Origin of the sequence: Microbacterium sp. SORGH_AS_0969 (assembly GCF_030818255.1) — a bacterium.
GTDB lineage: Bacteria > Actinomycetota > Actinomycetes > Actinomycetales > Microbacteriaceae > Microbacterium.
Genome location: NZ_JAUTAG010000001.1, coordinates 427,217 through 447,288, shown reverse-complemented (window position 1 = coordinate 447,288; position 20,072 = coordinate 427,217). Strand labels below are relative to the sequence as shown.

Genomic DNA, 20,072 nt, shown 5'->3' with positions numbered 1-20,072 from the left:
TCGACGCGCTGGCGTGGGTGCAACGGCATCCGCGTTCCCACTCACCCGGCGGTCGGGCGGAGGCTCGCGTCGAGTCCGGCGATCGTGGTGTCGACGACGAAGTCGTAGTACGCCCACCGCGTCTGCACGGCCGTCTGCCCGCCCTCGGCGAAGGGGCCGATGATCTCCCGCCCGAGATCGTGGGCGTGAGGGGATGCCGTCGGCATCCTGCGGAACTCGTCCATCATGGTCGCGTGGTCGCGGGGGCCGTCGCCCTCGTGCTGCAGGCGATCGTCGTTGAGCGAGACGGTGAGCATGGCGTTGTTGAAGAGGGCGGCGTAGGCGAAACTGGTGCGCGCTCCGAAGCCGCTCTCGGACAGGACAGCCGTGCCCGCCTCGAGGATGGGGAGAGCGGCGGTCACGGTCGGCCCGTGCATCAGCATCCATTTCGCCGTGCCCGGGTACGTAGCCACGAGGCGTCCTGCGGTGTGCAGCAGCGTGCGGAACCAGAACATCGAGGTCATCCTCGCTGCGAGAAGCGCCTATGACGACGCGCGACGCGCGTGAATCGGCGCGTCGCAGCGGCATCCACCGGCCTCGAAGCTCCGTCGCCGTCGCGCGGTCCCGCCGTCAGCGGTTGCGCAGCGTCATGGCCAGGGTGGCCGCGGTGATCACCGCGATGCCGTGGAACACGACACCCACGGCGAAGAAGGTCTTCGCCGAACGGGGGCTGCTCCCGGCCGTTTAGACTGAGAACCGGTCCGTGCGACGGGCTGATCCGTCCGGGGAGGGTATGTGTCGCGTCCGACCCTTGCCGATGTGGCGGCCCGCGCCGGTGTCTCGGTGACCACGGTGTCGCGGGTGTTGAACGACCGCGGCTACCTCAGCGACAGAGTCCGCGCCGATGTCCACCGGGCCATCGCCGAACTCGGGTACCGGCCGAACGAGGTGGCCCGCTCTCTCCTCGGCCGGGGGACGCGGGTCGTGGGGCTGATCGTTCCGACGGTCGCCGACCCCTTCTTCGGCGAGTTCGCCGCCGCGGTCGAGGCGAACCTCGCCGATCGGGGGTATCGGACCCTCCTCTGTGACAGTCTGCGCAGCGTCGAGCGCGAAACGGCGTCGCTCGAACTGCTCCTCGCGCACCAGGTCGCCGGGGTCATCACCTCCACCCACAATGACGACATCGGCTTGTACCGCACGGCCGGGCTTCCGATCGTCGCTCTCGATCGGCGACTGGGTCCCGGCATCCCGGATGTCCGAAGCGACAACCGTGCGGGTGCCTCTCTCGCGACTCACCTGCTGGTGGATGCCGGCTACCGGCGCATTCTCTTCGTCACACCTCGCGACGACCTCGGCTCGGCGCGCCGGTCGGGCTACCGCGAGGTCGTGGGCGCGCACGGACTGACGGAATCGTTGCTGGCGTACGGCTTCGGGTCGAGCCTCGACGAGAGGCGAGCTCTCATCGAGAGCGCCCTCGACGAGGGCGGCTACGACGCCGCGTTCTGCACCGACGATGTCAGCGCCCTGATGGCCGTGGAATGGGCGCGCACGCGGGGCGTGCGGGTTCCCGACGACTTCGGAGTGGTCGGGTACGACGGATCGGCGGCCGTTCGACATCTCGCTCCGACCCTGACCACGGTGCTGCAACCCGTGGACCGGCTGGCGGAGGAGTCCGTCGAACTGCTCATGCGGCGCATCGAGTCGCCCGACGTCGACGTCCCGGCCGAGACGGTGCTGCCGGTGACGCTCCGCCGCGGCGAGACCGTGCGGTAGCCGCGGCGCGACCGGCACGGGTCGGGTCGCGCTACTGCGTCGGATCAGGCGTGCGGAGCGACGGGGCTGCGGTGCACGTGGAAGATCGGGTCTCCGGGGGCGACGTCCGCCGCCTCGACGGAGTCGACGACCTCGAAGCTGTCGGAGTTGGTGATGACGATCGGCGTCGTGATCTCGTACCCGGCGGCTCGGACGGCCGCCCAGTCGACCCGTGCCAGCGGGGTGCCCACCTCGACGCGCTCGCCCGCGGCGACCAGGGCAGTGAAGTGCTCGCCCTTCAGGTTGACGGTGTCGATGCCGATGTGCACCAGCACCTCGATCCCGTCGTCGGTCGTGATGCCGTAGGCGTGGCCGGTCGGGAACACCGCGGTCAGCACGCCGGCGACCGGGGCGCTGACGTCGCCCTCGCTCGGCACCACGGCCACGCCGCCGCCGAGCACGCCGCCCGAGAACATCGGGTCGGGCACCTCGGAGAGCGGGATCAGCCGGCCTCGCGCGGGCGAGACGATGTCGACGCGTGCATCGGGCAGATCGGATGCCACGGACCCGGTGGCGGCGGCCGTGTCAACCTCGGTGTCGGGTGAGTCGACGGCCGCCGACGCGTCGAGCGGTGCCACGCCCTCGGTCGGGTCGAGCGAGCGCCCACGGGCGACGCGCCAGCGGCCGTAGCCAAGGGTGGCACCGAACGACAGCACGAAGCTGATCAGCGCGCACAGGAGGAAGAGCGGGATCGACGAGGGCTGGATCGAGACGAAACCGATGAGACCCGCGGCCCCCAGGGAGATCGCCTTCACACCGAGAGCGCTGATGAAGCCGCCGGCGACGGCCGCGGCACCCATGCCGATGAAGAAGGGGAACTGCAAGCGCAGGTTGACGCCGAAGATCGCGGGCTCGGTGATGCCGAGGAGGGCCGAGAGGCTCGAGGCACCCGCCATCGCCCGGAGCTTGGAGCCGCGGCGAACCAAGAGGAAGACGGCGAGGCACGCGGCGCCCTGCGCGATGTTGGACATCGAGGCGATCACGAAGATGAACGAGCCGCCCTGCGCGATGAGGCTGAGCTCGACCGCGGGGAAGCTCTGGTGGAGCCCTGTGACGACGATGGGGGAGTAGGCGAGTCCGAACAGCGCACCGCCGACGAAGCCGAAGCTGTCGTACACCCAGGACAGGCCGAAAGTGATGGCGTCGCTGACCCAGCGCATCGCGGGACCCACCACGACGAAGGTCGCCATGCCGGTCACGAGCAGCGCGATCATCGGCGTGAAGAGGAAGTCGAACGTCCCCTTCAGCACACGGCGCAGGAGCTTCTCGCACAGCGAGAGCAGGTACACGACCGCGAGGACGGGGATGACGGTGCCCTGGTACCCGGCCTGTGCGACGTCGAAGCCGAGGATGTTCCAGTAGGTCATGGTTCCGTCGGCGATCGCCTGCGCGACCGAGTAACCGTTCACCAGCGACGGGGTGACCATCGCAGCCCCCAGGGCCGCGGACAGGTAGGGGTTCGCGCCGAACCGCTGACCCGCGGAGAAGGCCACGAGCACCGGAAGGAACGCGAAGGCGGCCGATGCCAGGAGGTTGATGAGCGCGGCGGGGTCGGCCAGCCACGGCAGCGTCGTGGTCACCGCATCGGGGCCGAACAAGCCCGGCGCCGTCAGCACGTTGTTGAGCGCCATCAGGAGGCCGCCGGCGATCAGCGCCGGGAGGACCGGCACGAAGATGTCGGACAGCATCTTGATGAACCGCACGACGACGTTGCCGCCTTGGCCGGCGACCTGCTTGACCTCGTCCTTCGACGCGGCCCGCACGCCCGACAGCGCGACGAGCTCCTCGTAGACCTTGTCCACGTCGCCCGGGCCGATGATGATCTGGAACTGCCCGCCCGCCTCGAACGTGCCCTTCACGTCGGGATCGGCATCCAGTGCCGCCTGATCGATCTTGGTCTTGTCGACCGTCACGATCCGCAGTCGGGTCGCGCAGTGCGCGGCCACCTGGATGTTCTCGGGTCCACCGAGCGCGGTGAGAACGGAGCGGGCGACGAGGTCGTGCTGCATCGGGAAGTCCTGAAGGTCGACGGCGGTGAAGGGAAGGACCGATTGACACACTCTGTCAAACGTTTGACATAGTAGGGTGCTGACCCGGCTCCGCCCAAATGAGCGACGTATGTGACGCTCAGTGCGCGGAGAACGCCGACGACTCGCCTTCGACGAGGGTCACCCCGCCGCCGACGGCCTTCAACGTCACGGCGACCGGCCCCGGCGCGAAGAAAGCCCGCGCGGTGAATGCCACCGTGCCGTCGACGATCACCTCGACGACCGACCGGTCGATCAGCAGGTCGATGGTGCGGACAGCGCCCGCCGGGGCGGGGAGGGCGACCTCGCGTCGAGCCCCGCCGTCGACGTAGCGCGTGGCCGAGCGATCGACGGTCAGGGCGTCGGCGTCGAGATCGACGGTGAGGGGGGCAGCGTCCGGTCCGATCCGCAGACGGGCCTGCGCGCCGTCCGCGATGCGCACGCGGAGGGTGAGCCAGCTCGTCCGCGCATCGCCGGGCACGGGGAGGGCGAGGCTCTCGTCCGCTTCGAGGGCGGCTGAGTCCAGCGGGATCGTGACACCGAAGTCCGCGCGGTCGACGGCGGGTGCCTGGTGAAGCACGCCGCCGCGCAGCGTGAGGCGTCTCGGTGCCGACAGCGTGTGCACCCAGTCGTGGGCTCGCGAGGGCTGATCGTCCTCGGCAGGCATGCCCGCCCACGACAGCAGCAGAGCATCGCGGGTGGTGTCGCGCCCCGCGAAGACCTGCGGCGCGTAGAACTCGAAGCCGGCGTCGAGCAGCCGGAATCCGGTCGTGTCGCGAAGGTGGGTTCCGTCGAGACGGCCCACGACGTACCCGCAGACGTCCGCGACGCCGAACGGATTGATCGCGGGGTCGGTCGCGCCCTGGGGGCAGATCACGAGCACGTCGTGTTCGATCCCCGTCTCTTCGTCGGTCAGCCGGAAGATGTTCGGGCATTCCCACATGTACCCCGCGGATGCCGCGTCGAGCCCGCCCACCGCGAGCTCGCCGTCGAAGCGCCACGGGCCGGCCGCCGATTCGGCGCTGTACAGCAGCACGGCACCGGTCTCGTCGGTTCGTTGGACGCCGATGCACATCCGCAGGCGCCCGCCGTCGCACGCGTAGACCATCGGGTCGCGGAAGTGCGCCGTGTACCCCGGGGGGCGGGCGGCGTCGGGCACGACCGGGCCGTCGACGTTCTTCGTGAACGTGACGAAGTCGTCGGTGTGCACGTGCACCTGGTGGGCTTCGCGGGTGCCGTCGGGGTGCTTGACGTTGCCGGTGTACAAGAAGTCGGCACCCGTGTCGGCGGCAATCGCTGACCCCGAGTAGCAGCCGTCGCGGTCGTAGTCGGCATCCGGTTCGAAGGCCATGCCGTGGTGGGTCCACCGGATCAGGTCGCTCGAGGAGGCATGTCCCCACCCGATGCCGGCACGATCGGGAAACGACGGTCCCCACTGGTAGAACGCGTGTGCCACACCATCCACCACGATGAGCCCATTGGGGTCGTTGATCCGCCCGTACGGGGCGGAGAGATGGAAGGAGGGGGCATCGGGGTCGGTCAGGGTTCGCGCGCTGCGCTCGAGATCCATGACTGTCAACCCTAGAGGTCGGGCGGTGACCCCCTTTTCTCGTCGTGCGAGCCGCGAGCGATCGCGTTCCAAACGATCAAGTGGCTGGGCGTCGCGTACTTTCTCTCCCTCAGCGGCGAAGCGCCGGGATGCGGAGTACGCCAGCGAACCCGCAGGGACGATCTCACCCGGGTAGCGTGACGGAATGGCGAGGGTCCTGATCACCGGAATGTCGGGCGCGGGAAAGTCGACGGTGCTCGGCGAGCTGGCCGCGCGCGGATACCGCACCGTCGACACCGACTACGACGGATGGACCGACGGCAACGGCGGTCCGTGGGATGTCGACCGCATGACCGCACTGCTGACTGCGGAGTCAACGGTCGTGGTTTCGGGGACGAGCGAGAACCAAGGCTCCTTCTCCGACCGTTTCGAGCACGTCGTGCTGCTGAGCGCCCCCGCGGAGGTTCTCCTCGAACGGGTGCGTGCTCGAGCGAACAATGCGTACGGTCACACCGCGGCACAGCAGCAGGAGATCCTCGCCTACGTCACGGCGGTCGAGCCGCTCCTCCGGCGGAGCGCGACACTCGAACTGGACGGGACGCTACCCGTCGGCGAGCTGGCCGACGTGGTCGCACGGCTGGCTGGCCCGTCGTGACGCAGAACCCGTTTGTGGAACGGGACGGTCTTCGGCGTCACCGCGAGCGGATCGGTGGTGCGCAGCTGCTTCGAGGGCGGAGGGGGGTCGATTCGTCCGCGATTGCAGGTATTCGCAGAGTCGCCCGGCCGTCAACAGCTCCTCGCCGAGGGCGATGAGGTGTCCGCCCGAGAGCGGGAACGCGCCGGATCGCTCCGTGAGGGCGGCCGTCCACTTCGGGTCGCAGTCGACGTCGCGGTAAATCGAGGTGGGGCCGTGATTCAAATGGACCGCGACGATTCCCGACTCGAGATGCGCGGGGCTTCCTGGGGGAGGACGTGCACGGTCGCGTGGGCGACGCGATCTTGCTTCTCGTAATCGGTGACCCACTCGGAGATCTCGGCGAACGTCGGGCGGGCACAGGTCATGCGGTGAGATGTACGGCCCGGGGTGTGACGGAGCTGCCGGGAGCCCGCCCCTGCTCGCGAAGGATGCCGCGAACCCGGGAACGCCCCTGGTCCGCGGCATCCTGATCGTGACGGTCAGGGACGCCCGCCGCACCGTTGATCGCGAACACCGCGGCGTTGTCGGCGGCGATCTCGCTCGTCGTCTGCGTGATGTTCTCGCCGAACTGGTTGTTCGCGAAGGCCGACCGCAGATCGGTGGTATCGCCGAGCACGACGTCGGCCACGTAATACGTGAGCGTGTCGGTCGTGACCGTCGAGAGGGTCACCGAGGTGGAGCCGTTGCTGTAGCTCGTGTCGGTGAGGGTGGTCGCCTCCGGTTCGGGTGTGGTGGAGGTGACCACGGCCGCGTGCTCGGCTTCGTAGGCCGCGACGTCGGTCACCTCGACGTGCGGGATGAGGAACCGGTCGGCCGCCCACCACGTGACCCCGCCCGCCGCGAGCACGAGACTCAGGCCGCCCGCGAGGAAGGCGCGCCGGGCGATGCGGCGGCGCGGGGAGCGTGCGCGCGAGGTCTGTGCGCGGGAGGTCTGTAGGTGCGAGGCCTCTGGGCGCGAGGCCGGGCCGGCCGCGCTGCCCGGGGCGGTGTCGGGGGTGCTCTGCTCGGGGTCCATGGCACCAGAGAAGACGCCGATCCCTGTTCGCGGCCAAAGAGCGCCCTACCCGCGGCCAAGAGAACCTATGGGAGTGCTATGAGCGGCGCGACCCGCCATCATCGACTCATGGCCGACACACTCGACACGACCGACCTCGCCCGCCTCCGCCGAGCGATCGAGCTCTCCCAGCTCGCTCGCGATCACGGCAACCACCCGTTCGGCGCGCTCCTGGTCACCGGCGACGGCCGCGTCATCGAAGCCGAGAACACCGTGCTCACCGACCGTGACGTCACCGGCCACGCGGAGACGAACCTCGTGCGCCGCGTGTGGAAGGAGGTGGATGCCGCTGAGCTGCCGGCATCCACTCTCTTCACCTCGTGCGAACCCTGCGCGATGTGCTGCGGCGCGATCTTCTGGGCGGGGATCGGCCGCGTGGTCTACGCGCTCTCGGGGACGGGGCTCATCGCGCTCGCCGGACCCGAGGACGACGGTGCGGCCCTCGATCTGCCCTCGCGCGACGTCTTCGCGCACGGCGGACGGGACACCGTCGTGTCCGGGCCGCACCTGCAGGAAGAGGCTGCGGAGCCGCACCGCGACTTCTGGGGCTGACCTGATCGCCACGGTGGGCAGTGCTTCACGCGCCTCAGTACCCTGAGGCCGACACCGCTTCATCAGCCACCAGGAGGACGCCCCGATGAGAATCCGTTCCGCGTCGATGGCCGCCGCCACGCTCGCTCTGCTGCTCGCGATCGCCGGATGCGCCGGCACGGGGAGCTCGATGTCGGGCATGGACCACGGCGATCACAGCGCACCGCCCGCGTCGAGCGATCGGAACGACGCTGATGTCATGTTCGCGAGCATGATGATTCCTCATCACGCGCAGGCCGTGGAAATGTCGGACACTCTGCTCGCGAAGGACGGCATCGACGAACGCGTGACGGCGCTGGCGGAGGACATCAAGGCCGCCCAGCAGCCCGAGATCGACAAGATGCAGGGGTGGCTGGAGGGCTGGGGAGTGGATGCCTCGAACGCGGGATCGATGCACCATGGCGACGGCATGATGAACGCGGACGACATCACGGCTCTGGAGAAGGCGTCGGGTGATGAGGCCGAGCGATTGTTCCTGTCTCAGATGATCCAGCACCACCGCGGCGCCGTCGACATGGCGCAAGAGGAGATCGAAGCGGGGTCGAACACCGCGGCCGTCTCGCTCGCGAGGAGCATCGTCGAGACCCAGATGACGGAGATCGCCACGATGGAGCAGTTGCAGGCGAAGCTGAGCTGACCCGGGTGCGGTCTCGAGGTGCTGACCGGGTGCGGCCCCACCGACGCCGCCGTGCCCGTTCGCTCCGGACGCCTCCGTTCGCTCGGGACGCCTCCGTTCGGCGAGGACGCACCCGTTCGGCGAGGACGCCCCCGTTCGGGGCCCATCCGGTGCGTCCTCGACAAACGGGTGCGTCCTCGCGGGGATACGACCGCGACCTGGGTCCGCGGCCCGCCCTCCCGGGCTCACGCCACCGCGCGGATGACTCCCGTGATGATCAGCGTGATCACCGTCGTCCACAGGGCGATCGCCGCGGCCTGCCACGCGAGCACACGCATCGGCGGGACACCGGTCGAGGTGAGGGCCGCGGCCGTGAACTGCGTGGGCAGCAGCAGGGGGCCGAGCAGGCTCACGCCGGGCGTTCCATAGCGGTGGTACGCCCGCTCGAACTTCTCGCGGCGCGCGGTGACGGGCTTCTCGGCGCCGCCCCGCCGCGTGGTCACGGCGGTGCGCACACGCGAGGTCGCGAGCACGACGATGGCGACGCAGATCAGGTTGCCGACGGCTCCGGCGAGAGCGGCGACGATCGGCGGGATGCCGCCGATGATGCCGATCGCGGCAGCCCCCTCGCCCTCGATGAAGGGCACGGCGCCTGCCAGCGCGACGACGAGGGGCTGGACGAGGTCGGGAACCTCGGCGACGAGGTTCTGGAAACCGAGGACGAGGTCGGAGACGGGGTTCGACATGGCTGCTCCTGGGGGATGAGACCGCGGCGTGTTCCGCGGTGATTCCATCCCAGCGAGAGCGGCCCTCCGGCGGCAGTGTCACGGTGTCACGGTGAATCGGGAGGATGTTGCGCCCCACCCATGACGAATGTCACGGCCGTACAGTGGCCGGGGTGAGCACTTCCCCCGCCGCCGCCTACGCCCGCGACGTCCGCGTGACGTGGTGGTACACGGTCGTCTCGATCATGATGCTGCACGTCTTCGGCCTGGTGATCTGGGCACTCGTCCTCGTCCTGAACGAGCCGGTGTGGATCACGGTGCTGTACCTGGTCGGGGCGGGCGGGTCGGTGGCATCCGCGATCCTGCTGCTTCTTCACTACCGGCGCGAGCCGCTCGACGACGGCGATCCCAGCGCCCGGCGCCCGGTGTGGCCCTGGGTGCTGGCCGGAGTGGTGTCGGCTGCGCTCGCCGGAGCGGCGGCGGGCTCCCTGCTGCTCGGTGCCGTGCTCGTCGCCCAGGCCCTGTGCCTCGTGCGGTGGCGCGCGGGTATCCGCCTTCGTCTCGTCGTGCTGCTGACCGTCGTGATCATCGCCGCCTGGGTGATCGAGGCCACTCGCCTCAACCCGGGCGGGTACGTCGCCCAGATCCTCGGGATGGGCATCTTCATCGCGATGCTGCCGCCGTTGACCGCGACCTCGCTGTGGTGGTGGGACATCGTGCGTGAGCTCGATCGCGCCCGTCGTGCGGAGGGTCGTCTCGCCGCCGCGCAGGAACGCCTGCGCCTCGCGAGCGATCTCCACGACCTGCAGGGACACCACCTCCAGGTGATCGCGCTGCAGCTCGAGCTCGCCGAGAAGATGATGGGACGCGATCCCGAGGCGGCTGTGGAGCAGGTGCGGGCAGCCCGCGCGAGCGTCGACGACGCGCGGCGCGGGACCCGCGACCTCGCGGCCCGCTTCCGCGGGGTCCCCCTTCCCGACGAGCTCGCCAACGCCGCCGATCTGCTCCGCGCGGCGGGTCTCACCGTCGAGCTTCTCGTCGACACCGAGGCCGGCCGCGCCCCCGCTGACGTGCTGGGGCCGGTGATCCGCGAGTCGACGACGAACGTGCTCAAGCACGGCGGTGGGGTCTCGGCATCCCTCTCCCTCGCTCGACACCAGGGGTCGTGGGTGCTGATCGTCGAGAACGACGCGCGCGCCGCAGCGTCTCCGGTCGGAGACGGCGCGGGGCTGTCGGGAATCGCCGAGCGCGTCCGGAGCGTCGGCGGAACAGTGGATGCCGCCCACGCGGGCGACCTTTTCCGCATCACCGTTCGCGTGCCCGAGGAGGTGCCGGCATGATCCGCGTGCTCATCGCCGATGACGAGGACATGATCCGCACGGCGCTCGCCGCGCTGCTGCGGCTCGAGCCCGATCTCGAGGTCGTGGGGGAGTGCCGTGACGGCGAGAGCGCGATCGCCGAGGCCGAGCGGCTGCGCCCCGACGTGTGCCTGCTCGACCTCGAGATGCCGGGCCTCGACGGCGTCGACACGGCCGCGCGGATCCTGCGGCGTGTGCCGTCGCGGTGCGTGATCGTCACGCGTCACGCGCGTCCCGGCGTGCTGCGGCGCGCGCTCGGGGCGGGGGTCGACGGCTTCCTGCCGAAATCACGGCCCGCGGATGACGTGGCCGCGGTCATCCGCGAGGTCGCCGCCGGGCGACGCTACGTCGACCCCGAGATCGCCGCCGACGCGCGCTGAGCGACGAGCGGAGCCCGCTGACCGACCGCGAACTCGACGTGCTGCGGGCGGGCGCGCGCGGGGAGACGGTGGCCGAGATCGCTTCGGCGCTGCACCTTTCGGCCGGGACCGTGCGCAACCACGTCTCGTCGGTGCTCGGGAAGCTCGGGCTGGCGAGCCGTCAGCAGGCGACCATCCACGCGCGGGAGCGGGGCTGGATCTAGGGCGTGTCTGACAAAGGTTGGTGGGTTTGGCTGAGAGCCTGGGGTCGTGTCGCGGTTCCAGTTGCTCTCTGATGCTCAGTGGTCGTTGATTGAGTCGATGTTGCCGAAGCCGACGGGGCGTCCGGGGCGGAAGTTCTCGGATGCGCGGTCGATGTTGGAGGGCATCATCTACCGGTACCGGTGCGGCATCGCGTGGCGTGATCTGCCCGAGGTGTTCGGGCCCTGGCAGACGGTATGGACCTGGCATCACCGGCTCGCCACCGAGGGGACGTGGGACACGATCGTGTCCACACTGATCGCCCAGGCCGACGCCGAAGGGATGGTGGACTGGTCGGTGTCGGTGGATTCCACGATCGCTCGCGCGCATCAGCACGCAACGAACACGACCCGCCCCACAGGGGGCTGGATCGAATTACACGAATCTGACCGTCGAGCCGCCTGATCACGGCGTCGGCCGCTCGAGAGGTGGTCTGTCGACGAAGATCCATCAACTCGTCGACGGCAACGGGTTTCCGCTGGTCACCGTGATCACTCCCGGCCAGGCTGGTGATTCACCGATGCTGATCCCGATGCTGGAGCAGCTGCGCGTGACCCGACCGGTCGGACGGCCTCGCACACGTCCGAATGCGGTCCGCGGCGACAAGGCGTACTCGTCGCGCGCGATCCGAGCGCACCTGCGCGGCCGGGGAATCAAGGCGGTGATCCCGGAACCGCGTGACCAGCAAGGTCACCGCAAACGCCGCGGATCCCGCGGCGGCAGGCCCGTCGGGCTCGACGCCGATGACTACCGCAACCGCAACGTCATCGAGCGGCGGTTTTGCCACACCAAGCAATGGCGAGGCCTCGCCACCCGCTACGACAAGTTAGCGGTCGTATTCCGCGCCGCCGTCCTCATCCACGCCACCATCACCTGGACCAAAACATTGTCAGACACGCCCTAGCCGACCCGTGCGTTTGTGCTCGAGAAACACGGCGGGTGGAAAGTTCGCGAGGTAGTTTGCCAGAACGTCACAATCGCACCGCATTCTTCCCCTATTCTCAGCGATATGACAGGGGCTATTCAGGTTGCGGGTGTGGTGAAGAAGTTCGGCGACGTGACCAGCGTCGACGGTCTGAACCTCACCATTCCGCAGGGTTCGTTCTACGGCATCGCCGGGCCGAACGGTGCAGGCAAGACCACGTCGATCCGGATGATCACCGGTCTCCTCGAGCCGGATGCCGGCACGATCGAGGTCGCGGGAGTCTCGGTATGGCCCAACCCCCGGCATGCGAAGGCCCTTCTCGGATATGTCGCCGACAATCCGCCGCTGTTCGGACGCCTCACCGCACGCGAAATGCTCGACTATGCGGGAATGCTGCGCGGAATGGCATCCGCGGACATTCGCAGCCGCGGAGACGATCTGCTTCGCGTGCTCGACCTGGAAGCCGATGCCGGGCGTCCCATCGCCGACTTCTCGCTCGGCATGACCAAACGCGTCGGCCTAGCCGTGGCGATGCTGCACAGCCCCCGCGTGCTGATCCTCGACGAGCCGTTCGGGGCGCTGGACCCCGTCAACACCCAGGTCATGGAGCAGATGCTGCAGCGCTTCCGCCAGGGCGGCGGCACCGTGGTCTTCTCGAGCCACGTTCTCGACGTGGTCCAGAAGCTGTGCGACCGCGTGGCCATCATCGCCAAGGGCACCCTCGTCGCCGAGGGCACCGTGGCCGAACTCGCGCCCAACGGTTCGTTGGAAGAGGCGTTCGTCGACATCGTCGGCGGCCGCGACCTCGCGGAGGGGGATCTCGCATGGCTCTCGTCCTCGCCCGCCTGAGGCTCGCGATCCAGATCGGGGGCGCGCGCGCCTCCGCTCTCGGCATCGCCACCTTCGCGCTCGGCTGGGCGCTCGGCATCGTCGTGGGGCTGTGCGGCGGAGCGCTCGTGGCGACGCTCGACTCCGGTCTCGAGGCGTTCGGCGACCTTCTCGTGCTCCTGCTGTTCGTGGCGCTGTTCGTCGGGTGGGCCGTGCTCCCCATCACCACGCCGCTGCCGATCGCGAACATCATCGACCCCACGGTCCTGGAGCAATACCCGCTCAGCCGGACGCAGCAGGTGAGCGGCCTGCTCCTCGGCGGATTGTTCTCGCCCACGGCGGCTGCGACGTTCCTCACCGCGATCGGCGGCGTCGCGCAGGTCCACGTCGATCTGGCCAGCCGGCTCGCGGCGGTTGCGGCGGGGCTGCTGTTCACCGTGATGTGCGCGGCGACGTCGTACGCCGTGCGCGCCCTGTTCGCGGAGGCGCTGACTGCGCGACGCGGACGCGATCTGGCCGTCGTCCTCTCGAGCCTCGTGGTGGTCTCGATCTACGTTCTGCCGCACGTGTTCGCTCCGATCCTCGGGGCGGCTGAGAACGCGGGGGCGATTCTCGTCACGGTCTTGACCTGGACGCCTCCCGGGGCGGCAGCGGCCGTCGGCTACGTCCTCGATGCGGGCGACCTGCCCGGGGCGCTCGCGCGGTTCGGGATCGTGGTCGTGACGATCGTGCTCGCGCTTCTGCTCTGGGGCGTCGCGCTGCGTCGGCACGTCAAGGGCCACACGGCTCGCGCTGTGGCATCCCCCCACCACCGTTCGGCGCGCGAGCTGCCGCTCGTGCCGCCGGTGCTGCGCCCGTTCTCGGCCGGTGCGGCCCTCGGGGCGGCGAGCCAGCAGTTGCGCTACTACTTCTTCCGGGCGCCGCGTGCCGCACAGTTCCTCATTGTCGGCCCCGTCGTCGGCGTGATGTTCGCTGTGGCGCAGGTGCATACGACGGGGCTCCCGTTCGCCGCGGCCATCGGAACCGTGGCGATGGCGTCGGGCGTGCTGCTGAACCTCTTCGCCTGGGATGGGCGGGGGATCGAACTGACCGTACAGACCGGTGCGTCGCTCGCCGCCGTGCTGCGGGGCAAGATGCTGGCCGTATCGCTGTTCCTCGTTCCCGCGGTGGCCGCGGTCACCATCGGTCTCGGGATCGCGAGCGGGACAGCCGACCAGATTCCGACCGCGCTCATCTCCGCGCTCGCCGCTCTGGCCCTGTCTTTCGCCGTCGGCGCGGTCTCGAGCTCGCGGAACGCGTACGACCAGGAGGCTCCGCAGGGGGACCGCAGCACGCTGGTGGTCCGCGCGCTCGGCGCGACCGGTGCCGCCATCGGCCTCGTTCTCGCGGCCGGATGGCTGAGCACCCTCGTCCAGGCGTTCCTGCCGGTGGACGTGGTGCTCCTCGCGGCGCTGGTGCTGGCCGTGGTCGGCGCCGTCGTGGCGATCCGGGTCAGCGGAGACTACCTCGATCGACATCCCGATCGGCTCCTCGCCGCTTTCTCCCCGCGCTGACCTCGCTCGACCGACCCCACATGTCGACCCGCACCCGCGCGGACCGACGACACCTCACCGAAGGAGAACCCGTGTCCACCCCCGCAGCAACCCCCAGCAAGGGCCGCATCTGGCTCAACAGCTTCGTCATGGCCCTCGCCTCCAGCCTCGGCTACCTCGTCTTCGCGCTGCTCGGTCAGCACCAGACACTTGTCATCGTCATCGCGATGTCGGCCATCGTGGTCCTGATGACCCCGGTCTTCTACTGGCTCAACGTGCGTCGCATCCGCCTCGGGGCTGCGCCGCGCCGCGACTCCTGAGCCTGTTCCCGAGCGAACGGAGGGGTCTCGGCATCCGGGACCCCCTCCGTTCGGACGGGCTGGGGTCGGGGGCGGTGGACCTGTCTAGTAGGCTTGTCGATTGGCGCAGATCTCTTGATATCGAGAGACTTTTGCCTCCTCCCACCACCGATCGCCCAGCGAAGGATTGTCCGTGGATCTCTACGAGTACCAGGCACGTGATCTTTTTGAGAAGTACGAGGTGCCGGTGCTCGCCGGCATCATCGCCGACACCCCTGAGGAGGCGAAGGCGGCCGCGGAGAAGCTCGGTGGCGTCGTCGTCGTCAAGGCTCAGGTCAAGACCGGAGGCCGCGGCAAGGCCGGCGGCGTGAAGGTCGCCAAGAACCCCGACGAGGCCTTCGAGGCGGCGCAGGCCATCCTCGGCCTCGACATCAAGGGCCACGTCGTCAAGCGCGTCATGGTCGCGGCCGGCGCTCGCATCGCCAAGGAGTTCTACTTCTCGGTGCTGCTCGACCGTTCGAACCGCTCGTACCTCTCGCTCTCCAGCGTCGAGGGCGGCATGGAGATCGAGGAGCTCGCCGTCGAGCGTCCCGAAGCCCTCGCGCGCATCGAGGTCGACCCGATCGAGGGCATCACGCCCGAGAAGGCCCTCGAGATCGCTCGCGCCGCCAAGTTCGACGAGGAGCTCGCGCCCAAGGTCGCCGACGTCTTCGTCAAGCTCTACAACGTCTACAAGGGCGAGGACGCCACGCTCGTCGAGGTGAACCCCCTCATCCAGAGCGAGGACGGCGACATCATCGCCCTCGACGGCAAGGTCTCGCTCGACGAGAACGCCGGTTTCCGCCACCCCGACCACGAGGCGCTGGAAGACAAGGACGCGGCCGACCCGCTCGAGGCGAAGGCCAAGCAGCACGACCTCAACTACGTCAAGCTCGACGGCCAGGTCGGCATCATCGGCAACGGCGCGGGGCTGGTCATGTCGACCCTCGACGTCGTCGCGTACGCTGGCGAGAAGCACGGCGGCGTCAAGCCCGCCAACTTCCTCGACATCGGTGGCGGCGCCTCGGCGACCGTCATGGCCGCCGGCCTCGACGTCATCCTCGGCGACGAGCAGGTCAAGAGCGTCTTCGTCAACGTCTTCGGTGGCATCACCTCGTGCGTCGCCGTGGCCGAGGGCATCGTGAAGGCCCTCGAGATCCTGGGCGACACCGCGACCAAGCCGCTCGTCGTCCGTCTCGACGGCAACCAGGTCGAGGAGGGTCGCGAGATCCTCGCCGCCGCCAACCACCCGCTCGTCACCCTCGCCGCCGGTATGGACGAGGGCGCCGACAAGGCCGCCGAACTGGCCAACGCGTAAGGGATAGGGACAGAGAAATGTCGATCTACCTCAACAAGGATTCCAAGGTCATCGTCCAGGGCATCACCGGCGGCGAGGGCACCAAGCACACCGCCCTCATGCTCAAGGCCGGCACCCAGGTCGTCGGTGGCGTCAACGCCCGCAAGGCCGGCACCACCGTCACGCACAAGGATGCCGCCGGCAACGACGTCGAGCTGCCCGTCTTCGCCTCGGTCGAAGAGGCCATCCGCGAGACCGGCGCCGACGTGTCGATCGCGTTCGTGCCCCCGGCCTTCACGAAGGACGCGATGGTCGAGGCCATCGACGCCGAGATCCCCCTCCTCGTCGTGATCACCGAGGGCGTGCCCGTCGGCGACACCGCCGAGGCGTGGGCCTACGCGAAGTCGAAGGGCGAGAAGACCCGCATCATCGGCCCGAACTGCCCCGGCATCATCACCCCCGGCGAGGCGCTCGTGGGCATCACGCCCGCGAACATCACGGGTAAGGGCCCCATCGGCCTCGTCTCGAAGTCGGGCACCCTGACCTACCAGATGATGTTCGAGCTGCGCGACCTCGGCTTCTCGACCGCCATCGGCATCGGCGGCGACCCGGTCATCGGTACCACCCACATCGATGCCCTCGCGGCGTTCGAGGCCGACCCCGAGACCAAGGCCATCGTCATGATCGGCGAGATCGGTGGAGACGCCGAGGAGCGCGCCGCCGCTTACATCGCCGAGAACGTCACCAAGCCCGTCGTGGGCTACGTCGCCGGCTTCACCGCCCCCGAGGGCAAGACCATGGGCCACGCCGGTGCCATCGTCTCCGGCTCGGCCGGTACCGCCCAGGCGAAGAAGGAGGCCCTCGAGGCCGCCGGCGTGAAGGTCGGCAAGACGCCGTCCGAGACCGCGTCGCTGATGCGCGAGATCATCGAGAGCCTGTAAGCGCTTCTCTATCGGGGCCCGGATGCCATGGCATCCGGGCCCTTTGCGTTGCGGGTGAGGCTTGGTTCAGTGTCCAAGACGCGCGGACGGTGCCGCAGCGCATCCGCGCGTCCTGGACACCGAGTCTGCGGCGGCGACACCGGCGGCGGTTCCGGCGTCGAGTGTCCAAGACACGCGGTGCCGGTCGGGACGCATGCGGCGTGTCTCGGACGCTCGCCGGGGACATCCCCCGCGGGCGCGGACGGGCGGGACGGCGCGCTCGCGAGCGCACACGACCGGGTCGAGCGCACGCGGTGGGGTCACCCGGTGCGTACGCGCTCGACTGGATCGTATGCGTTCGGCGCACATGCAATGGGAAGGGGCCTGGATGCCATGGCATCCAGGCCCCTTCCGGGGTGGGCTCACACGGGGCGATTGTGCTCGGCGAGCGCCTCCATGGAGACCACCGGACCCGTGCGCAGGATCAGGGCCTTCTTGCGCAGGAAACGCAGCAGGCCCGCCGGCCCCATCCGCGAGCCACCGAGACCCGAGGCCTTGAAGGCGACCTTCTCGACGTCGCGCATGATGCCGATCGTCAGCGACGTGTCCTGCAGACTGATGGCACCGGCGTCGAGGCGGCGCGCGACGGCGTCGGACTCCTCGGCGCTGCCGGAGATGACCGCTCCGGACAGGCCGAACTCGGAGTCGTTCGCGAGTTCGACGGCCTCGTCGATGCTCTCGTAGGGCATCACCGGCATCACCGGTCCGAACGTCTCCTCGGTCATCACGCGCATCGAGTGGTCGACGCCCACGAGCACGGTGGGTCGCATGTACCGGCCGCCGCCGAGCTCGACGCTGGTACCGCCGGTGAGGATGGTCGCGCCGCGGACGACGGCATCACGAAGATGATCGTCGACGATCTCCGCTTGGCGCTCGAGAATGAACGGCCCCAGGTGGCCGTGCGTCGGGTCGGGGTAGCTCAGCTCGAGCGATTCTGACTGGCGGACGAGTTCGGCGACGAACGGCTCGTAGATGGTGCGGTCGACGTAGATGCGCTCGGTCGAGAAGCACAGCTGGCCCGTGTTGTGCACCGACCCCTTGAGAATGGCGGACGCGGCCGACGCGACGTCCGCGGTGGCGGTGACGATCGCGGCATCCTTGCCGCCGAGCTCAAGGAAGGCGGGGATGAAACGCGAAGCGCACGCAGCAGCGATCAGGCGGCCCGTCGACACGCTCCCCGTGAAGCAGAGCGCATCCACATTGTCGATGACAGCCTGCCCCACGTCGGCGGCTCCGGGGATGTAAGCGAAGACCGAGGCGAGCTCGGGCACGCTCCGGATGGTGGACATCACGGGCTCGATGAAACGGGGCGTGACTTCGCTCGGCTTCACCAGGACGGCGCATCCGGCGAGCAGCGCGGGGATCGCGTCGGTGGACGACAGGAGGAAGGGATGGTTCCACGGGCTGATGATCCCGAGGAGACCGTAGGGCTCGAACTGCGTCGTGTAGGTGACGTCGCTCATCACGCTCGAGCGACCTTCCAGCGTCGCGGCGTCGATGAGCGCGGGTGCTTTGGCGCACCAATCCCGGACCGCGGCCGCGACCATGTAGGGCACCTCGGACGAGACGCGCACACGCGCGGTATCGGTGCCCTCGGCGCGGGCGATCCGCGCGACGTCGCGCTCGATCGCGTCGGCCCATGCCGAGAGCGCTGCGATCCGGCCGGAGAGCCCGAGGTCGCGCCACGGGCGCTGACCTTCGCGAAGCGAGGCGGCCAGGTCGGTGACCTCCGCCGGCGTCGGCGGAGTGACCACATAGTCGATCTCGCCGGAGCGGGGGTTGCGCGCGCGCAGTTCGCGGGGCGGCTCGATGTCATCGGTGGACGACGGATGCAACGATGCGGAGTTCGTCATGATTTTCAGCCTAAGAAGAGGGGTGAACGAGGACTAACAGGTAGATCGGTGAGAACCGATAACCCCACGACTATCGGTTCGTCGGGCGTATCGAGGTCAGCGCAAAACGACCTGTCGACCGAAGGGCGTCATCGCCGATCGCGCCATGCGCTCGTAGTCTGCTGCGCTCGCCTGGCCGGGCGCGGTCTTGTTGAAGGCGCTGCCCGCCGCCAGCACGCCGTAGTCGGCGAGGCTCCGGGGGTCGACTCCGAGCGCCGTGAGATCAGAGGGAAGGCCGAGCTGCTCGGTGAAGGCGGCCAGATCGATCGCCAGCGTCGCCGGCGTGGAGCCGAGGGCCTCCGAGGCCGCGGCGAGCCGCTCGATCGGTACGGCCTCGGTGAGGAAGTCGATCGTGTGCGGCAGGAGCACACCCACCACCGTGCCGTGGTGCAGACCGAGATCATCGAAGGGCATCGAAAGAGCGTGAGTGAGACCGAGGCCCTTCCACGTCGTCATCGCCGCTTCGAGGGCGGCCATCATCACGTTCGCTCGAGCCGGCGCATTCCGACCGTCAGCGACCGCCCGGGGGAGCCACGCGTGCATCCGGCGAAGGGCTTCAAGGGCGATGGCGTCGGCCGGAGGATTGACGGCGGGTGACAGGAACGCCTCGAAGGCGTGCGTGAACGCGTCGATGCCTGTCGCGGCCGTGAGGTGCGGCGGTAGGCCATGAGTGAGCTCGGGGTCGCAGATCGCCACGCGGGGCACGAGATTCGGGCTGAGGAAGACCTCCTTCTCCCCGTTCGCCAGAGTGAGTCCCGCGCCCCGTCCAATCTCGCTGCCCGTGCCCGCCGTCGTCGGCATGGCGATGACGGGCGCCACGTCTCGCGTGATCCGCCCCTCGCCGCCCGACTTCGCGAGGTAGACCTCGAGCGGTTGATCGTGGGTCGCGAGGAGAGCGACCGCTTTGCCGCAGTCCATCGGCGAACCGCCGCCGATGGCGATGACCCCGTCGCAGCCCTCCGAGCGATAGAGGTCCAGCGCGGCGCGCGCCGCCGCTTCGGTGGGGTTGCTCGGAACGTCGAGGAAGGTCGGCAGGGCCTCCCACCCCGTCAGGAACTCGAGGGCCTTCGCGAGCACGCCGTTGGCCTGGAGCCCCCGATCGGAGATGATCAGGGGCCGCTCGAGGCCCAGCCGCGCGACCTCGGCGGGCAGTGTCTGCCGCGCGCCATCGTCGAACTGGATGCGGCCGATGTACTGGATGAATGCCATCCGAATCCTTCTTCGCAGTCGGTGTGCCCTGGGGGGATGCGTG

At 69.3% G+C, this 20,072-nt stretch carries 20 protein-coding genes and 1 pseudogene; 13 read left to right on the top strand and 8 right to left on the bottom strand.

Features of this window, described 5'->3' with window-relative positions; genetic code table 11:
- Positions 1-41 precede the first annotated feature (41 nt).
- Positions 42-494, bottom strand: coding sequence for a hypothetical protein (locus tag QE388_RS01970; protein ID WP_307382569.1), 453 nt, complete (start codon positions 492-494; stop codon positions 42-44).
- A gap of 29 nt (positions 495-523) precedes the next feature.
- Between QE388_RS01970 and QE388_RS01965 the strand changes: the two genes are divergently transcribed.
- Entirely contained in the window at positions 524-727 is a 204-nt protein-coding gene (locus QE388_RS01965) for a hypothetical protein (protein WP_275801266.1), read from the top strand.
- Positions 728-774: 47 nt separating this feature from the next.
- The gene (locus QE388_RS01960; RefSeq protein WP_307382568.1) at positions 775-1,752 is read left to right on the top strand and encodes a LacI family DNA-binding transcriptional regulator; all 978 of its coding nucleotides are present in this window, start codon (positions 775-777) and stop codon (positions 1,750-1,752) included.
- A 44-nt stretch (positions 1,753-1,796) separates the two neighbouring features.
- Here QE388_RS01960 and QE388_RS01955 read toward each other — a convergent pair whose 3' ends face one another.
- Positions 1,797-3,851 carry a sucrose-specific PTS transporter subunit IIBC gene (locus tag QE388_RS01955; RefSeq protein ID WP_307382567.1) on the bottom strand — a complete coding sequence of 685 codons (2,055 nt, stop codon included), beginning with the start codon at positions 3,849-3,851 and terminating at the stop codon, positions 1,797-1,799.
- A gap of 67 nt (positions 3,852-3,918) precedes the next feature.
- On the bottom strand, positions 3,919-5,388 hold the full coding sequence (locus QE388_RS01950) for a GH32 C-terminal domain-containing protein (RefSeq protein ID WP_307382565.1): 1,470 nt from the start codon (positions 5,386-5,388) through the stop codon (positions 3,919-3,921).
- A 184-nt stretch (positions 5,389-5,572) separates the two neighbouring features.
- Here QE388_RS01950 and QE388_RS01945 point away from each other — a divergent pair, with 184 nt between their 5' ends.
- Positions 5,573-6,022, top strand: a complete 450-nt coding sequence (locus QE388_RS01945; RefSeq protein ID WP_307382563.1) for an AAA family ATPase — start codon at positions 5,573-5,575, stop codon at positions 6,020-6,022.
- Between the two features lie 260 nt (positions 6,023-6,282).
- Here the strand turns inward: QE388_RS01945 and QE388_RS01940 are convergent, their stop codons facing one another.
- Together QE388_RS01940 and QE388_RS01935 are read right to left on the bottom strand one after the other, a co-directional pair.
- Positions 6,283-6,429: a hypothetical protein gene (locus QE388_RS01940; RefSeq protein ID WP_307382561.1), complete on the bottom strand. Its 147-nt coding sequence runs from the start codon at positions 6,427-6,429 to the stop codon at positions 6,283-6,285.
- Positions 6,426-7,079, bottom strand: a complete 654-nt coding sequence (locus QE388_RS01935; protein WP_307382560.1) for a hypothetical protein — start codon at positions 7,077-7,079, stop codon at positions 6,426-6,428. Before QE388_RS01935 ends, QE388_RS01940 begins: the two co-directional genes overlap by 4 nt.
- A 108-nt stretch (positions 7,080-7,187) precedes the next feature.
- Between QE388_RS01935 and QE388_RS01930 the strand changes: the two genes are divergently transcribed.
- The gene (locus QE388_RS01930) at positions 7,188-7,670 is read left to right on the top strand and encodes a nucleoside deaminase (RefSeq protein ID WP_307382558.1); all 483 of its coding nucleotides are present in this window, start codon (positions 7,188-7,190) and stop codon (positions 7,668-7,670) included.
- 85 nt (positions 7,671-7,755) lie between these two features.
- On the top strand, positions 7,756-8,346 hold the full coding sequence (locus QE388_RS01925; protein WP_307382556.1) for a DUF305 domain-containing protein: 591 nt from the start codon (positions 7,756-7,758) through the stop codon (positions 8,344-8,346).
- Between the two features lie 224 nt (positions 8,347-8,570).
- On the opposite strand, the gene QE388_RS01920 is transcribed toward QE388_RS01925, so the two are convergent.
- On the bottom strand, positions 8,571-9,071 hold the full coding sequence (locus QE388_RS01920; protein ID WP_275801279.1) for a small multidrug efflux protein: 501 nt from the start codon (positions 9,069-9,071) through the stop codon (positions 8,571-8,573).
- Between the two features lie 152 nt (positions 9,072-9,223).
- On the opposite strand from QE388_RS01920, the gene QE388_RS01915 reads away from it, so the two are divergent.
- From QE388_RS01915 to sucD, 8 genes and pseudogenes are all read left to right on the top strand, one after another.
- Complete coding sequence (locus tag QE388_RS01915; RefSeq protein ID WP_275801281.1) at positions 9,224-10,390, top strand: sensor histidine kinase; 1,167 nt, start codon at positions 9,224-9,226, stop codon at positions 10,388-10,390.
- A pseudogene (locus tag QE388_RS01910) lies at positions 10,387-10,991 on the top strand (DNA-binding response regulator). The gene QE388_RS01915 and the pseudogene QE388_RS01910 overlap by 4 nt, the downstream one beginning before the upstream one ends.
- Before the next feature lie 46 nt (positions 10,992-11,037).
- A protein-coding gene (locus QE388_RS01905; protein WP_307382555.1) for an IS5 family transposase occupies positions 11,038-11,932 on the top strand; the annotation gives its coding sequence in 2 pieces (ribosomal slippage) (positions 11,038-11,388 and positions 11,390-11,932; 894 coding nt in all).
- Between the two features lie 105 nt (positions 11,933-12,037).
- The gene (locus tag QE388_RS01900) at positions 12,038-12,802 is read left to right on the top strand and encodes an ABC transporter ATP-binding protein (protein ID WP_275801287.1); all 765 of its coding nucleotides are present in this window, start codon (positions 12,038-12,040) and stop codon (positions 12,800-12,802) included.
- On the top strand, positions 12,778-14,334 hold the full coding sequence (locus tag QE388_RS01895; protein WP_307382553.1) for a hypothetical protein: 1,557 nt from the start codon (positions 12,778-12,780) through the stop codon (positions 14,332-14,334). Before QE388_RS01900 ends, QE388_RS01895 begins: the two co-directional genes overlap by 25 nt.
- A 71-nt stretch (positions 14,335-14,405) precedes the next feature.
- Entirely contained in the window at positions 14,406-14,633 is a 228-nt protein-coding gene (locus QE388_RS01890) for a hypothetical protein (protein WP_275801291.1), read from the top strand.
- Between the two features lie 172 nt (positions 14,634-14,805).
- Positions 14,806-15,969, top strand: a complete 1,164-nt coding sequence (gene sucC, locus QE388_RS01885) for an ADP-forming succinate--CoA ligase subunit beta (protein WP_307382551.1) — start codon at positions 14,806-14,808, stop codon at positions 15,967-15,969.
- A 17-nt stretch (positions 15,970-15,986) separates the two neighbouring features.
- Positions 15,987-16,889, top strand: a complete 903-nt coding sequence (gene sucD, locus QE388_RS01880; protein ID WP_307382549.1) for a succinate--CoA ligase subunit alpha — start codon at positions 15,987-15,989, stop codon at positions 16,887-16,889.
- A gap of 401 nt (positions 16,890-17,290) precedes the next feature.
- Here the strand turns inward: sucD and QE388_RS01875 are convergent, their stop codons facing one another.
- Positions 17,291-18,781 (bottom strand): aldehyde dehydrogenase family protein, encoded by a 1,491-nt coding sequence (locus tag QE388_RS01875; RefSeq protein WP_307382547.1) that lies wholly within the window; start codon positions 18,779-18,781, stop codon positions 17,291-17,293.
- A 96-nt stretch (positions 18,782-18,877) separates the two neighbouring features.
- Positions 18,878-20,029, bottom strand: a complete 1,152-nt coding sequence (locus tag QE388_RS01870) for an iron-containing alcohol dehydrogenase (RefSeq protein WP_307382545.1) — start codon at positions 20,027-20,029, stop codon at positions 18,878-18,880.
- Between the last annotated feature and the right edge of the window lie 43 nt (positions 20,030-20,072).